General features: G+C 35.2%; 7 protein-coding genes. All 7 read right to left on the reverse strand.

Annotated elements, in window-relative coordinates:
• Positions 1 to 2: 2 nt before the first annotated feature.
• The 7 genes from CLV55_RS05905 to CLV55_RS05935 all read right to left on the reverse strand — a co-directional run bounded on the left by CLV55_RS05905 (position 3) and on the right by CLV55_RS05935 (position 16,706).
• On the reverse strand, positions 3 to 1,358 hold the full coding sequence (locus tag CLV55_RS05905; protein WP_112112829.1) for a tetratricopeptide repeat protein: 1,356 nt from the start codon (positions 1,356 to 1,358) through the stop codon (positions 3 to 5).
• Between the two features lie 2 nt (positions 1,359 to 1,360).
• Positions 1,361 to 2,371, reverse strand: a complete 1,011-nt coding sequence (locus CLV55_RS05910) for a sugar phosphate nucleotidyltransferase (protein ID WP_112112830.1) — start codon at positions 2,369 to 2,371, stop codon at positions 1,361 to 1,363.
• Positions 2,372 to 2,394: 23 nt separating this feature from the next.
• Positions 2,395 to 2,829 (reverse strand): dUTP diphosphatase, encoded by a 435-nt coding sequence (gene dut / locus CLV55_RS05915; protein WP_112112831.1) that lies wholly within the window; start codon positions 2,827 to 2,829, stop codon positions 2,395 to 2,397.
• Positions 2,829 to 4,295 carry a lipopolysaccharide biosynthesis protein gene (locus tag CLV55_RS05920; RefSeq protein WP_112112832.1) on the reverse strand — a complete coding sequence of 489 codons (1,467 nt, stop codon included), beginning with the start codon at positions 4,293 to 4,295 and terminating at the stop codon, positions 2,829 to 2,831. The genes dut and CLV55_RS05920 overlap by 1 nt, the downstream gene beginning before the upstream one ends.
• A gap of 144 nt (positions 4,296 to 4,439) precedes the next feature.
• Positions 4,440 to 6,302 (reverse strand): OmpA family protein, encoded by a 1,863-nt coding sequence (locus CLV55_RS05925; RefSeq protein WP_112112833.1) that lies wholly within the window; start codon positions 6,300 to 6,302, stop codon positions 4,440 to 4,442.
• A 17-nt stretch (positions 6,303 to 6,319) separates the two neighbouring features.
• Entirely contained in the window at positions 6,320 to 7,243 is a 924-nt protein-coding gene (locus CLV55_RS05930) for a PorP/SprF family type IX secretion system membrane protein (RefSeq protein ID WP_112112925.1), read from the reverse strand.
• A 31-nt stretch (positions 7,244 to 7,274) separates the two neighbouring features.
• Positions 7,275 to 16,706: a fibronectin type III domain-containing protein gene (locus tag CLV55_RS05935; protein ID WP_112112834.1), complete on the reverse strand. Its 9,432-nt coding sequence runs from the start codon at positions 16,704 to 16,706 to the stop codon at positions 7,275 to 7,277.
• Between the last annotated feature and the right edge of the window lie 110 nt (positions 16,707 to 16,816).

The following is a 16,816-nucleotide window of genomic DNA, read 5'->3' on the forward strand; positions in this document are numbered from 1 at the left end:
AATTATTTTTTTGTTTTTTCTAATAATACGTTGGCTTTTTGAAAATAAAATTCTTTCTTTTTCATATCACCTAATCCATTAAAAGCCTCACCAAGCTGAAGATTAAAATTTATTTCTAAATAGAGATCGTCAACAATAAAATCGATGCCTGTTTCAAGAATTTCCTTGGCTTTTTTGTAATTGTGAAGTTGGTTATTTGCTAAACCATTATAGTAATACAATTGAGGTTGAGTGGGAAACAGTTGTATGTAATTGTCTGAGGCCTTTTGAAGCTCATCAAATTGTATGTTTTCTGTGTAGGCTTGCATTAACAATAAAATTCCCTCCATATCATCCGCATTACTTTTTAAATGCATTACATAATATTTAATGGCTTTGTTCCATTCTTTTTTGCTTTGATAAAATTTTCCTATTTCTTTAGCTACTTTTACTTCTTTATCCTCGCTAAAATATCCTATTGCTTTATCTAAATCCGTATCGAACTGTGGATTATTTTTGGTAAATATTAAAAATTCGTTTAGGATTCGATGTTTTATTTTTCGATCGATTTTCGCGCTTGCTAAAACGATATTCATGGCTTTTACCGCTTTTTCGCCATCGTTATTATTCAAATGAAATTTAAACAAACTCACTTGTGCCCAATCAGAATTAGGGATTTCTTTTTCTAACTGTTTGGCTACTTCCAAAGCTTTATCTTCTTGATTGCTTTGAGAATATAAATAGATTAAAGCCAAATAGTTTGATTCTTCTTTGGGGAATTCTTTAATTTTTTGAATTAGATTTACTTTTTCAACACTTTGATATGAGGCATCTTGTAGAATTTGTGCTTTATAAAGTTCACGTTTTTCTGATTTTCCTACAGTATCATTCAATTCATTAATTAACTGTAACGCTTTATCAAACTGTTGCGTATTCATGTACAGTGAAACTAAATCTTCTTTATAGTCTGTTTTAAATTCGATAAGTTTTTGAACCACGACTATCGCCTGATTGTAATCGTGTGTTTCGTAACACACGTCATACATTCCTGCCCATGCCCAGCGATTTTTGGGTTCCATTTTGGTTACTTTTTCAAAATTATCATAGGCCTCTTTATATTTTTTTAAGGCTAGATAGTTTTTACCCAGTTCAAAATATACCACCGCTTTATCTGCTTGTAGTGCGCTACATTTTTCAAGGGATTCAATGGCTTTATCATAATTTTCTATTCCTTTTTGTTTTAAAGACTCATAAAAAGCATCTTGAAATTTATTTTCTGCTAGAGCCAAAGTATCCAAAGGTTCCGTTTGCGCCCAGTTGGTCACAGGAATCATAAATAGTCCAAAAAAGAATACTAAAATTATTTTTTTATTTATCATTTTTATTCTAAAACCGTATAATCTCCAAGACTAATACTCGTAAAATTGCCATCAAAATTCACATGATTCCCTATCATTGCTTGGTCTAATGTAGCATTTTTTATATGCGCATGTGTTTGTACTAAACTATTTTTTATAGTGGTGTTTACAACATGTGTTCCTTTACCTAAAGAGACATTAGGACCTACAACGGCATCAATCAAAACCACATCTTGCCCAATATAACACGGTGGGATTATTGTTGCATTTTGCATTTTTACATCACCATCGACCAAAGAAACTCCATCTTGGTGCAGAAAATTCAACATTCTAGAATTGGTGTCTACTGTAACATCCTTATTCCCACAATCCATCCACTCGTCTACTTTTCCAGGAACAAATTTCATGCCTTTAGCCATCATTTGTTTAATCCCGTCATTGATTTGATATTCTCCACCGTGAATGATATTATTATCTAAAACGGCTTGCAATTCATTCTTTAAAACGGCAATATCTTTAAAATAGTATATTCCAATAACCGCCAAATCAGAAACAAACTCTTTTGGTTTTTCAACAAGCTCGATGATTTCGTTAGATGCATTCAAATTAATAACACCAAACGCTTCAGGTTGGTCGACTTGTTTGACCCAAATCACACTATCAGCAGTAGTATCTAAATCAAAATCGGCGCGAATTAAGGTATCCGCATAAGCAATTACAGCTGGACCACTTAGAGACTCTTTAGCACACATAATGGCGTGTCCTGTACCTAACGCTTCATTTTGATAATAAATGGTTCCTTTAGCACCAAGTTTTTGTGCAATGGCTATAAGTTCTTCCTCAACTTTTTTACCAAAACTTTCATGAATAATAAAGGCTACTTCTTCAATATCTTGGTTTAATACGCCTGCAATATCTTCCACTAATCGGTGCACAATTGGTTTTCCTGCAATAGGTATTAATGGTTTTGGAATGGTTAATGTATGAGGTCTTAATCGAGATCCTCGTCCTGCCATGGGTACTATTATTTTCATATCTTAGTTTTTAATTCTTATTTTTATTTAACACCTGTACTGCCAAAACCGCCTTCACCTCGAGACGTTTCGGACAATTCCTGAACTTCAATCCATTCAGCACGTTCATGTTTTGCAATAACTAACTGTGCAATACGTTCACCGTTTTCTATCACAAAATCATCTTGGGATAAATTTACTAAAATTACGCCTATTTCCCCACGATAATCAGCATCAATTGTTCCAGGTGAATTTAGAACTGTAATTCCTTTTTTAGCGGCCAATCCGCTTCGTGGTCGCACTTGGGCTTCATAGCCAATCGGTAATTCTATAAAAAGTCCTGTTTTAACAAGAGTTCGTTCTAGCGGTTTTAATGTAATAGATTCTAATATATTGGCACGTAAATCCATTCCAGCCGAGGCTAAGGTCTCATAATTTGGCAATTCGTGCTGTGATTTATTAATGATTTTAATCGTCATTATTTTGCTTTTCTTTTAATGATTCGTAACAAAGTATCTTTTTCACTGTAATAGATAAAATATAAAAATAAGCTTAGTAAGGCAATTTTTATAAAATAATTTTCTCGTATGTAAGGAATGTAAAATGAAACTCCAGAAAACACAACGGTCAACCCTAAATAACTAAAAATCCGATTCATATCATAAGGAATAGGATATTTTTTCTGACCCATTTGATATGACAATACCATCATGCTTCCGTATGCTGCTATAGTAGCTATTGCAGAACCATAGTAACTCATAGTTGGTATTAATAGATAATTCAGTATCAAAGTTACTGCAGCGCCAATTAAAGAGATATAAGCACCTATTTTTGTTTTATCAATGAGTTTATACCAAACGGATAAGTTTGTGTAAATACCAAGGAAGAAATTCGCCAAAACAATCAAAGGCACAACTTTTATTGCATCCCAATAATTAGGATTTGGTACTAATGGTTTTTTAAGTAAATCTATAAATACGATTACGAATAAACAAATAAAAGAACCAAATATCACAAAATATTTAGTTATGGTTGCGTAAGTTTGTTGAGCGTTTTCATGACTGGCATGACTGAAGAAAAAAGGTTCAATACCCAAGGTATAAGCTGTACGGAATAAAACCATAAACATCCCTATCTTGTAACACGCTGCATAAGCGCCAATATCTGCCATGGGTACATGCATCCAATCTAAAAGAATCTTATCGAAATGTTCATTAATAGCAAAGGCAATTCCAGCAATTAATATTGGAATTCCATACTGCATCATTTTTTTCCATAAAGAATAATCAAAGACCCATTCAATGGTAAAATAATTGGATGAAAGCAAAAGCAAAGTAATCAAACTGGCTAAAAGATTTGAAATAAAAATATACCCTATTTGAAAATTATCTATGAAAAGAGTACTACAAAATCCATTGGGATCATGACTAGCTATAGAAGGTAAAAAGGCAAGAAAGAAAATATTTAACACTAAATTTACAGTAACATTAAGCATTTTAATAAAAGCATACTTCATAGGTCTTTTTTCAGCTCTGAGCTTGGAATAGGGAACAATTGCAAGAGCATCTAAGGTTAAAATCCAAACTGTATAGGTTATATATTCAACATGTATTCCGGAAAGTAACGCCAACTGTTTTCGAAACAATAATGCAGAAATTAAAAAGACAATCGTTGACCAAAAGATGGATATTATTGTGGTTGAAATGACAGTTTTCTTATTTGATGCCGTGTTATAAAACCTAAAAAAAGCGGTTTCCATTCCGTAGGATAAAACGACATTAAAAAATACTAAATAGGAAAAAATTACCGATACTTGACCCATTTCGCTCTTATCTTTCAAATAAACTACAAATAATGGGTTAAGAATAAAACTAATAATCCTAGGGAAAACCGTGGCTAACCCATATATTAGTGTTTGTTTAAAAAGATTTTTATATAAACTCAATGATAAGATTGTATTGATTATAAAAACAAATGTAATTATTTCTAGGTTACAGAGACATAGTGATGCAAAAGTACTTTGATATTTCAAATAAATACTAATAAAGGCGACTCCTTAGAATCGCCTTTATTAGTATTTATTTGATAATTATTTTACAATTAAGAACTCTGATCTTCTGTTTTGAGCATGTTGTTCATCTGTACAAGGTTCACATTGAACTTTAAGTTCAGATTCTCCAAATCCTTTACCTGAAATTCTACTAGCAGGAATCCCTTTAGAAATAATATATTGAACTGTAGCTTGAGCTCTTCTTTCAGACAAAGCTAAGTTGTATTTATCACTACCTCTCTTGTCAGTATGGGATTTAGCAAATATTACTAGCTTTTCGTTATTTTTCATAACTTGAACTAGCTTATCCAATTCAAAAGCACCTTGTTGAGTAATATTGCTTTTATCATACTCAAAGAAAATTGGATTTAAAACAATTTCTGTAGGCGTTACAATAACATCAATAGGCTGTAATGGCGCTGGAACATTGAGTGATGGTCCTTTACTTTTTGCAACAGCAAATATGTTTCCTTCAAATCCATCTTTAGTTGCTTGAATTGAATATACTTTATCACACTCCACTCTAAAAGATACTTCCCCTTTTTCATTTGAAGTTTGAGTAGCAATTACATTTTTCTTTTCATCAACAATAGCCACTTTAGCGTTAGAAAGTATTTCTCCTGTTTTAGCGTTAGTAACAACAACATTAACATCAACTCCACAAATTGGGGTTACTAGGAAAATATCGTCATTTCCATTTCTATTGCTAGATAAAAAACCTGAGTTACTTTTTTTATTAAACGTAAAGGCAAAATCATCTTTTTCAGTATTAATAGGTTTACCCATATTTACTGCATCAGTATCTTTAGCTAAATCTATTTGAAAAATATCTAGTCCTCCTAAACCAGGTTTACCACTAGAGGCATAAAATAATGTAGTCCCATCATCAGATATGAAAGGAAAGTTCTCATTCCCTTCAGAATTTACTTTGGAACCTAAATTTACGGGTTCGCCATAACCATCTTTTGTTATTTCTACTTTCCAAATATCATTACCCCCAATACTGCCAGGTCTATTTGAAGAAAAATACAATGTTTTTCCATCTCTACTTAGAGAAGGATTAGCACAAGAATACTCTTTACTATTAAAAGGTAACATTTTAATATTTGTCCAAGTTTCACCAGACTTATTTGCTTTATATAAGTAAATTTGACTAAATTTAGAATTACTTGCTTTTACTTTCTCGAAGGCTTTGTCTTTGAAGCTCTCAGTAGAAAAATAACACGTATTTCCATCTTCTGAAATCGTGATAGTTCCATCATGGAACTTAGTATTTAACTCCGTTACAGGAATGGGTTCAGAATAAATACCATTATCTCCTAAAATAGATTTATAGATATCTAAATAAGGTTCGTTAGTCCAAGAATAATTTTTACGAGCACCATTTCTAGCACTAGAGAAATAAACTGTTTTGTCATAAAGTACCGCTCCAAAATCTGATTTATCAGAACTTAATGAAGTTGCTTTTACTTCAAATTTAGCTGTTTTTTCTAAAATCTTAGGAATATAATTTGGGTTTTCAAGGAACGCTTTTGCTCTTTGATCATTTGGCACTAGAGATGCAAATTTTTGCATTTGTTTATTCGCTTGTTCATATTTTCCTGTAGCTTTAAGCATTTGAGCATATCTATAAAAAGACTCTGCATCCTGACTTTTATCAGTCGCTTTGGCATACCATTTTATAGCTTCTGTTGCATTAAACATGTTATAATAGGAGTCGGCTAATTGTTTATAAACATAAGTGTCGGCTTTCCCATTATCAACTAATTTCATATATTCCTTAACGGCAGACACATATTCGAATCTGTTAAACAATTTATCCGCAGATTTAGTATCCTTATTTTGAGCAACCATTGAAGTGCTAACTGCACCAAAAAATAATGCTATATATAGATTTTTCATTTTTTACTATTTTTATGTTAGAAATATCTTGGTGAACGAGATACTTTTTTCGGGAAATTTAAGTCAAACAAAATCATAATTTCATGAGAAGAAGGTGTGGTTACTTTCAAATCTGAAATTACATTGTCATAAGCATATCCAATTCGTAAAGATGGATTAATAGCATAATTAACCATTGCGCCAAAAGAGTCTTGAGTTCTATAGGTCCCCCCTATTTCAAACTTTTCATTAAACAAGAAATTTGCCGATAAGTCTAATGAAGTTGGTGCGTGAAAAGCAGACTTTAACATTGCAGAAGGTTTGAATTTCAAATTAGGATTTAATTGGAATACATAACCTCCTGTTAAGAAATAATGTAATACCTCTGTTCCATAACGAACTCCACTATAACTTAAATAACTAGATTTTAACATATTTGGCACCGAAAAAGCAACGTAGTATTTATCGGTGTAGTAAAACAAACCAGAACCTAAATTTAAAAACGACTTGCTAGAATTTTGTTGAAAAGCTGGGTCATTTAAATCAGGTACGTGACCATCTCCAATTTGAGAAAATAAACCTACTTTATGGAATGTTCCTCCACCTTTCATACCAAATGCCAGACGATGTTCACCTCCCAAATTTAATGTATAAGAAACGTCAGCATAAACATTTGTCTCTTCAACTGGTCCAATTTTATCATTGATTGCTGAAAGACCTAAACCAACGTTTTTACCCACAGGGCTGTTAATAAAAAGAGTCCCTGTGGATGGTGCACCTTCAATGTCTACCCATTGTTTTCTATATAACAAACCTCCTGTCATTGTCTCTTTTGAACCGGCATAAGCTGGATTCATAACACTCATATTATACATATATTGCGTATAATGTGGATCCTGTTGTGCATGAACATCAACAAATGCCATAATAGCAAACAGACTTAAGAAATATATTTTTTTCATTGCATTGAAATTTTTCATTTATTATTGTTTGTTACTTATTTTCTCTGTTGATGTAAATCCAACCTGTCTTAGTAGCTTGAGCATTTTTAAACTCAATTACATAATAATAAGTTCCGTCTGGTAATTCATCTCCATTATTAGATTGACCTATCCATTCGTTAGTATAGTCTACCTTAGAATAGACTTTAGTACCATAACGATTAAAGATTGTCAATTGTTGAACATTCATTAATCTTAAGTCAAAGAAGTCATTCTTACCATCAGGAACAGCATTTGGAGAAATACCTTTCTGAATGTCACAATAAATTCTATCTACAGTAACTGCATGTGATTGTGTACATCCTTGATTTGTTGTTACTGTAACAGAAATTGTTAATGGCAATGATGGTGTTGGTGTTAAACTTGCTACATAATTAGTTACATTGAATGTAGCATCTGTTGCACCTGAAACAGGTACTCCACCAACTTGCCAACTGTAGGATGCAGAATTAATATCAAATGAACCATTAGTTGGTACTACATTCACATCAAAATTATTATCAAGACATCCATCTGTCAAATCAAAGTCAAATGCTGGTGCTACAACTACTTGTCCTGAGGCAGATGTACTTGTACAACCTGTTAATGTATTTGTCACAATTACAGAATATGTTCCTCCTTGAGTTGTAGTGAACGATTGTACGTTTCCAGGATTTGAAGGACCTGACCAAGCAAAATTATACGTACCTGATGGTGATGGATTAGCAGTTACTGTTGCATTGGCACCCTGACAAACTGAATCTCCAGTAACAGTTACAGTTGGTAAAGAATTTATTGTAACTGTGCTTGTAGCTTGATTACTTGTACATCCATTCGCACTGATTGTAACTGTATACGTTCCTGAAACTGTAGCTGTAAAGTTTGATACATTTCCTGGATCTGTCGCACCTCCTGGATAAGTCCAAGTATAAGTATATGTTCCTGGAACTCCTGGTGTAGCCATTACTCCTGCTTGTTGTCCTTGACAAACGGTTGGACTATTTACCGTTACAGTTGGTATTGGATTAATCGTTACTGTACTTGTTGCTGGTGCACTTGTACATCCATTCGCACTGATTGTAACTGTATATGTTCCTGAAACAGTAGGTGTAAAACTATCAACATTTCCAGGGTTTGTTGGTCCTGTCCATACATATGTATAGGTACCAGGTACATCTGGCGTAGCTGTAACCGACACTGGTTGTCCTTGACAAACGGTTGGACTATTTACCGTTACAGTTGGTATAGGATTAATCGTTACTGTACTTGTTGCTGGTGCACTTGTACATCCATTCGCACTGATTGTAACTGTATATGTTCCCGACACGGTTGGGGTAAAACTATCAACATTTCCAGGGTTTGTTGGTCCTGTCCATACATATGTATAGGTACCAGGTACATCTGGCGTAGCTGTAACCAATACTGGTTGTCCTTGACAAACGGTTGGACTATTTACCGTTACCGTTGGTATTGGATTAATCGTTACTGTACTTGTTGCTGGTGCACTTGTACATCCATTCGCACTGATTGTAACTGTATATGTTCCCGACACGGTTGGGGTAAAACTATCAACATTTCCAGGGTTTGTTGGTCCTGTCCATACATATGTATAGGTACCAGGTACATCTGGCGTAGCTGTAACCAATACTGGTTGTCCTTGACAAACGGTTGGACTATTTACCGTTACCGTTGGTATTGGATTAATCGTTACTGTACTTGTTGCTGGTGCACTTGTACATCCATTCGCACTGATTGTAACTGTATATGTTCCTGAAACAGTAGGTGTAAAACTATCAACATTTCCAGGGTTTGTTGGTCCTGTCCATACATATGTATAGGTACCAGGTACATCTGGCGTAGCTGTAACCGACACTGGTTGTCCTTGACAAACGGTTGGACTATTTACCGTTACCGTTGGAACTGAACTATTCGTAAAAGTAACCGTTACAGGATTTGAAATACAACCTGTTACAACATCTTGAACTGTAAATGTGTGTAAACCTGCTGTCAAACCAGTAAATATTGTACTTGATTGATATGTACCCCCATCAACATTATATTGATAAGTAACTGATGTCGTAGGATAGTTATAAATACCTATATCTGAGTAATCATTGTTTGCACAAACACCACTACCAGCATAATCAAGAATATCCCAATCATTATTGTTAAATGTTGTATTTGGAACAACAGCAGTAATTTTTCTTCTAAAATCTGCTCCTTCTGTTTCTATTGAAGAAGGTGCCCATGAATTACTTCCATAAACACCCCAACTATCTATTAGAGTAGACCCATTAAAAAGACCTATATGATCATTACCGTTTGGATTAAAATTAACTGATCCTGATCCACTTGTTTGTGAAGCGTACGAACCATCTCCTCCGGGTATTGATGAACAAGTGCTATCATTACCTAAAGCAACTACATATTTAGCATTATTTGCTAACATAACATTATTTAAAGGTAATGAAAATGAATAAGTAGTATTACCATTGGAAGCTGTTTTTAAAGTATAATTAGATAAATTAACCGCATTACCTGTTCCGTTATAGATTTCAATATAAGATAACGATCCTGCATTAGAATCTGTTAATTCAGAAATAAATAAATCTGTAGGGACAGTACCTGTAGTAGTAAGCGGAGACATAATTTCCACTGTTCCTGTTGTTGTACATGTTGGTTGTGTAACAATATTAGCCACTGGATCAGGTACTGAGTTTACAGTAACATTAATTGTTATTGGCTGTGAACATTGACCAGCATCTGGTGTAAAAGTATAAGAACCAGAAGTTGTGTTATTAACAACTGGTGGAATCCAAGTACCCGTAATAGCAATTGGTAAATTAGTTGACGATGATGGTAATACCGGTGCTGTAGCTCCAGAACATAATGGCACAATAGTATTAAATGTCGGAACAATTAAAGTACTATTTGTCAATGTTCCTGAAGCACTAGGACTAGTACATCCTGTGAGAGTATTTGTTATTACTACACTGTAAGTACCTGGTATGGTAGTACTAAAACTTGCAACATCTCCAGGCGCAGTTCCACCTGGAATAGTCCAAGAATATGAATAGGATCCAGATGTTCCAGGTGTTGCCGTCATAACTACTGATTGACCAGCACATACTGATGCACTATTAACAGTAACAGTTGGTGTCGCTGGATCTTCTAATATAATAGGTATATTATTTGGATAAGTACATCCATTAATACTTAATACAAAGTTAGAGTAGGTTCCTGCTACTAATACATCTAGTAATATTTCTCCTGTTGCGCTTGAAGTCATCGTTGTAGGACCTACAACATTTGAATCTTGTTCGTAAGTAATATCGTAATTTGTATTTGGAGCCAATCCTGAAATTGTAATAGTTCCATCAACACCTCCACAAGTTGTTGGATTAGTGTAAGTGTATGAAGGCTGTGCTTGAATCGTGAATGTCGAGGTATAAAATGCCCCTGAATTATCTATCAAGATCGTTTCATTACAAGACGATGTAGATGTAGCACTTCCTGTAATATCATAATAAACTTGAACTACATAATTTCCAGGAGTAAATGTAGTTAAATCAACTGGTAATTCTGATGGATAAAGTGCATTTGGTAATACCTTTTGCCATTTTTGATCTCCAGTATTACAAGGCCCACCGCCATTATTGAAGGTTCCTGAACCACAATCGCTAAACCATGGTAGATTCATCGATTGGAAAGTACCTGGAGTTCCAGATTGTGGATAGATTCTATAATATAAATTTGCACTACAAACATTCGCTGTTGAAGCTTTATATGTTTTTACCTCACCTCCTTTTAATTGTAGTGATCCAGAATTTTGAATATAAGTACCTAAGTTAGTGCTTGTAAACACATTACTTGCAGGACCAATTAAATCAACACCTGATCCTGTAGTATTAAAGAAATTAGAGGTTGAACAATTTTGTAACCAAACTGCACTTGCAAAACTTCCAAAATTACAGTTTTGATTAACTGAAATATTTAATGTTACTGGTGTAGCACATTGGCCAGCATCAGGTGTAAACACATATGTACCGGATGTTGTATTATCAATAACAGGAGGAATCCAGTTACCAGTAATTGGTGTGGGTGCATTTGTTGAACTTGTCGGTAATATTGGAGCAGGTGTACCTGCACATATTTGTCCTGGATCTACAAATGTAGTTATTGTTTGCGGATTAATTATAATCGTCATCTGTACAGTTGATGCACATTGTCCTGCATCAGGTGTAAATGTATAAACCGTTGGACCTGTAATAGATGTATTAATCGTTGCTGGATTCCAAGTACCTGTAATTGGTGTAGGTGTATTTGTTGAACTTGTCGGTAATAAAGGTGCAACAGAATTTTGACAAAGTGGTCCTATTTGAGTAAACGTTGGAATTGTATTAGTTATATTTAACAACACATTTTGAGTTTTTACAATAGTAGTACCGTCACAAGCCGTATAAGTTGCTTGAGCTGTCATGTTAGTGTTAACCGTAGGACATACTGTTACGTTAGTATTATTACTAAGTACGGATCCTTCTTGTAGCCATGCAAAAGTAACATTTGATGGTCCATTTGGAGTAAACCTCCAAGATTCATTAGTAGCTGACCAAGTTCCTGTATTTCTTCCAGGAGGTACAACAGCACTAGTACCAGCAGCATTTTGAACACCAACTACTCCACTACCTGAATTCCATCCAGTACAAGAAGTTCTGTCTTTAATATTAATATCAATCATGTTTGATGTTTCATATAATACTAATTGACTTGTCTGAATTCCTACTGTAACTCCGCAACTAAATTGTGCAAGTTTACTAAAATTAATTACCATTGCTCTACAAGGAGCCGTACCCAATACTTGATAATTAATATTTGGTTGAGCAGGCGATGTTAACGTTGCTGGGTTAACATCTTGATAAGGTGCATAAATAGCATTTAATATAGGAAATGTTGTATTTGGTATCGTTGCTGTAAATGCCCATGGACAGTTTGATCCAGCTGCATGTGTATTAAATGTTACTACGCCATTTGAACCAATATTAATCGCATTATATGTATTACCATAAAAACAAAATTTAAAAGGTAGAGGAATATCTCCAGACCAAACGTCATCAGTATTCACTGAAACCTGAGTACCTCCTGTATATGGATACAAGGGAGCGTAAGGAATTGAACTTACTGCATAAGAGGATGTTGTGTATGAATTCGTATAACTTGCTGCTAAATTAACGCAACTATTTGGACATACATTTATAACACCCGGCAAATTGGTTGAAGTTGTAACATCAACCCCTGCACATGTCGGTAGCGGTGGAGTAATATATAAAGAAGTAGCATTAGTCCATAAACCTACATCTGTAGAAGAACAAATTGGTCTCACATAAACATCATAGAAAACACCTTGTGTTAAACTTTGTAATGTAGTAGGATTCGTAGAAACAATAATTCCCGTTGAAGCTGCAGTAGGTGCAGTAGATGGAGAAGGGGTTACAATAATTTCCCATTGTGTCGCCGAACCATTTTCTGTCCATGAAACCGTTGCGGTTGTATTTGAGGTTCCTGTTGCCACTACATTAGTTACTTTAGGACACGTTGGAGGTGTACAAACGGTAACATCAGAATATAATAAGGTATTTTGTAGTGAGGTACCAGGGTCATGTGTGTATAACACGTCTCCCAAGAAACTTGTTATACTCACTCCTACTTCTGTTGCAAATGTTCCTCCATTATTCCAAAATAATTGGAATGGCCCAGGACATAGTGATACTGAAACAGGCACTGGTGTTGTTCCTTGTGCCGCTGTTGGACCAGTTAATGTAGCGACAGTTATACCATTTTGAATTACACTCATCGTGTTTCCATTCCAACCATCACCAAATGAATCTTTTACAGTGAAAGTATAATTACACCCAGAGTTACATAATGTCGTTGTGAAAGTTTTAGGTCCGTTAAAAATACTTGAATCGGTTGCCGAACAAACGGCTCTTACATAATATTCATAATTTGTTCCTGCAGTAAGTCCTGTAATAGTATAAGGATTTGATGGAGGAGTAATTATTGTAGAAGATGCAGTAGGATAACCTGTTCCAACAGGTTGAACTACAATTTGCCATTGGGTGGCAGTACCTGCCTCTGTCCAAGATAATAATGCAGAAGTAGTATTAATGTTTGATACCGTTAAATTAGTTGGTTTTGGACAAGTTGGAGGTGAACATATAGTCACATCAGAATACAATTGTGTATTTTGTAATGAGGTACCAGGCGCATGTGTATATAACAAATCTCCTAAGAAACTTGTAATGGTTACACCAACTTCTGTTGCAAAAGTTCCTCCTGCGTTCCAAAATAATTGGAATGGACCAGGGCATAATGCAACTGTAACTGGAATAGAAGTAGTTCCTTGTGCTGCTGTTGGTCCAGTCAATGTGGCTACTGTAACTCCATTCTGGATAACACTCATCGTATTTCCATTCCATCCATCTCCGAAAGAATCCCTTACAGTAAAAGTATAGTTACAACCGTTATCACAAGCTGTTGTTGTAATAGATTTAGGTCCAACCCAAGCACTATAACTTCCGCTACCACAATTTGCTCGTACATACAAATCATAGCAAGTCGATGGTGTTAATCCTGTAATTGTAAATGGATTTGAAGTTGCTGCTGTACCAATAGTTGATGCAGTTGGGGCTGGTGAACCACAAGCTACTGCTACATATTCCCACTGAGAAGGAATAGTCGTATCTGGATTAGCATTTTGTGTCCATCCAAATACTGCTGTTGTACTTTGAACAGATGTAGCCGTCAATAATATTGGCTGTTGACAAGCAGGGGCTGGCGCACAAGTTACATTAGCAACCCAACCTGCAGCTACTGTAGTAGCATTTGATGTAAACACAAATGTTAAACAACCATCTGGTGAAGAAGAAGTTATTGCTGGTGGTAAAGTTGTTCCAGAATATGTTCCTAACAAGGTACCTGTTGTTCCGTTTCCATTATATACTTTCAGTACATCATTATTTGCTTCCGTATTAAAGGCTGTGAAAGTTACTGTAACTTGATCTCCTGGATTTACAGGACATATAGGTGTAGTAACATTAGCGTTATTAGCATAATTTCCAGTTGTACCTCCTGAATCAACATAATTTCCTCCACAAATTGGTGGTGCAATCGTTGTTGTAGCAGATACAGGACCACTCCATGCACTTGTGTTTCCACTTCCGCAATTAGCTCTTACATAAAAATCATAACAAGTTAAAGGGGAAAGCCCCTCATTATAAACTAATGGATTTGAAGTTGTTGCTATAACACCTGGCGTTGTAGACGCAGTTGGTGCTGGACTTCCACAAGGTACAGCTATAACATCCCATTGTGATGGAATAGTGGTATCTGGATTAGCATTTTGTGTCCAACCTACAGTTACAGAATTATACGTAATTGAAGCTGAAGGTGCTGTTAACAAAATTGGCTTTTGACAACCTGGTGCTAGTGCACATGTCACATTTGCAACCCATCCCGCAGCTACAGTTGAAGCATTGGAAGTAAATACAAAAGTTAAACATCCATCTGGAGATGATGAAGTAATAGCTGGTGGTATTGTTGTACCTGAATAAGTTCCTAACAACGTTCCAGATGTCCCATTCCCATTATATACTTTCAATAAGTCATTATTCAACTGGGTATTAAAAGCCGTAAAGGTTACTGTTACTTGTTCCCCTGGATTTACAGGACATATAGGTGTAGTAACATTAGCGTTATTAGCATAATTTCCATTTTGCCCACCTGGATCAGTAAATATTGTACCACATCCTGGAACACATACTGCAGTTGTAAAAAGGAATGGTCCAGTCCATGGACTAAACGTTCCATTTCCACAATCAGCTCTTACCCAATATTGATAGGCAGTATCACAATTCAGCTGTGTAGTAACCACACCTGTATCAGACACTAAACCAGTAGCAATATTATTTGTATTTGTATTCGTTGTAACTCCTATTCCAGTTGGAATAGATCCACCTTGAAGCTGTACAACATATTGCCAAGATGAAGATGTTGGATTTGTCCATCCCAAAGTAGCTGTTGTTGTTGTTGTTGTTGCTGTTAGTGTTGATGGAGGTGCACAATTCAATTGTTGTATTACTAAATTATATGGATACGTTTGTGTTGTAGCACTTGAAGACAGTACAATAATATAAGTCTGACCTGCAGTTACATTGACACTTGCTATAGTTCTCACTCCACTTCCTGTATTCGCGACACCCGCTAAACAAGTTACTCCGACATTAGCACATCCTTGATATACAAAAATACTAGAATTAGTTCCCGTTGGAGTCATGGAAATTGTTATCGCTCCTGTTGTAGAAGCTGTATAGGAATAAAATACATCGTTACCTTGCATATAATTTGTAGCACTTCCCGTACAAGCCGTTGGTTGAGCTGTATCATATGTATCTCCATAATTTGCAGTATTATCAGTAGTGCTATATGGTAAAGAACTAATCGTTATCGGGGCGTTACATGTCAAACCTGGTGTTAAAGTACAAAAATTAAAAGGGCCTACCCAATTACTATCACTTTCTGCACATTTTGCTCGTACATAATATACATAACAAGTCCCTGGATTTAAACCTGTAGCGGTGTATGGTAAACTACCACTATAAATTGTTCCTACTCCTGTTTGAGTTCCTCCAATAACTGGAACAACTTCTATTTCCCATGACGAAGAGCCATTAGGTGTCCATGATAAGTTTGCAGTTGTTGTAGAGAAGTTTGATGCTGTTTGATTCGTTGGTTCCACACAACGTTGTACTAACTTCACATCATCAACATACCAACTGTTTCCTCCAAGTGCCCCAGTAGGTTGTGTAAAAGATCTAACAAAAGCAATATATACTTGTTGTCCCGCATAAGCTGATAAATCTACGGTTTTCTTCTCATATACATTATAAGTTGCAGCAATAGTTGTGTTATCCCAAGTTTGTGCCGTTATAGTATAATTAGCTGGGGTTGTTTGCGATCCTGCTGTTGTATTTGTATTTACTTTAATTAAATAGTTTACTACATCTGCTGTATTAAAACCTGTTCGTGTCCAAAAAGTCAATTGGCCATTGGTTGGCACAGTGATTAATGGAGTCGCTAAATAATCCTCAGAAGTAACTCCTGCAGCCCCATTTTGTTTCCTGTTAATAAATGCTGCTTGGGTTCCCGCATAAAAATTAGTTATTGCACGATCCCATCGCCTTTGTGGTGAACCAGTCACACCATTGTCAAAAACCGCCCATTGATTTCCAGTGGCTCCAGTTCCTAGAGTCCAACTAGAAGAAGCAACTGGCAATGCCACATCTGGCCCAGTTGTGTTTTCAAACCCTTCCGTTCCAGGAGTTGGAAATTGTGAATATCCAACTAATGAAAACAATAAAGCGAACAGTAAAAAAGTAAAGTTTCTCATTATTTATTATTGATTAAATAGTTTTTTATTATTTCTATGTTGAAAAAAATAATCCCCAAATTTAATAAAATTTATGAATATCCAATAAAAATTCTTTTTTTTAACTTAAT

The sequence above is a fragment of the Flavobacterium aciduliphilum genome (assembly GCF_003268855.1).
GTDB lineage: Bacteria > Bacteroidota > Bacteroidia > Flavobacteriales > Flavobacteriaceae > Flavobacterium > Flavobacterium aciduliphilum.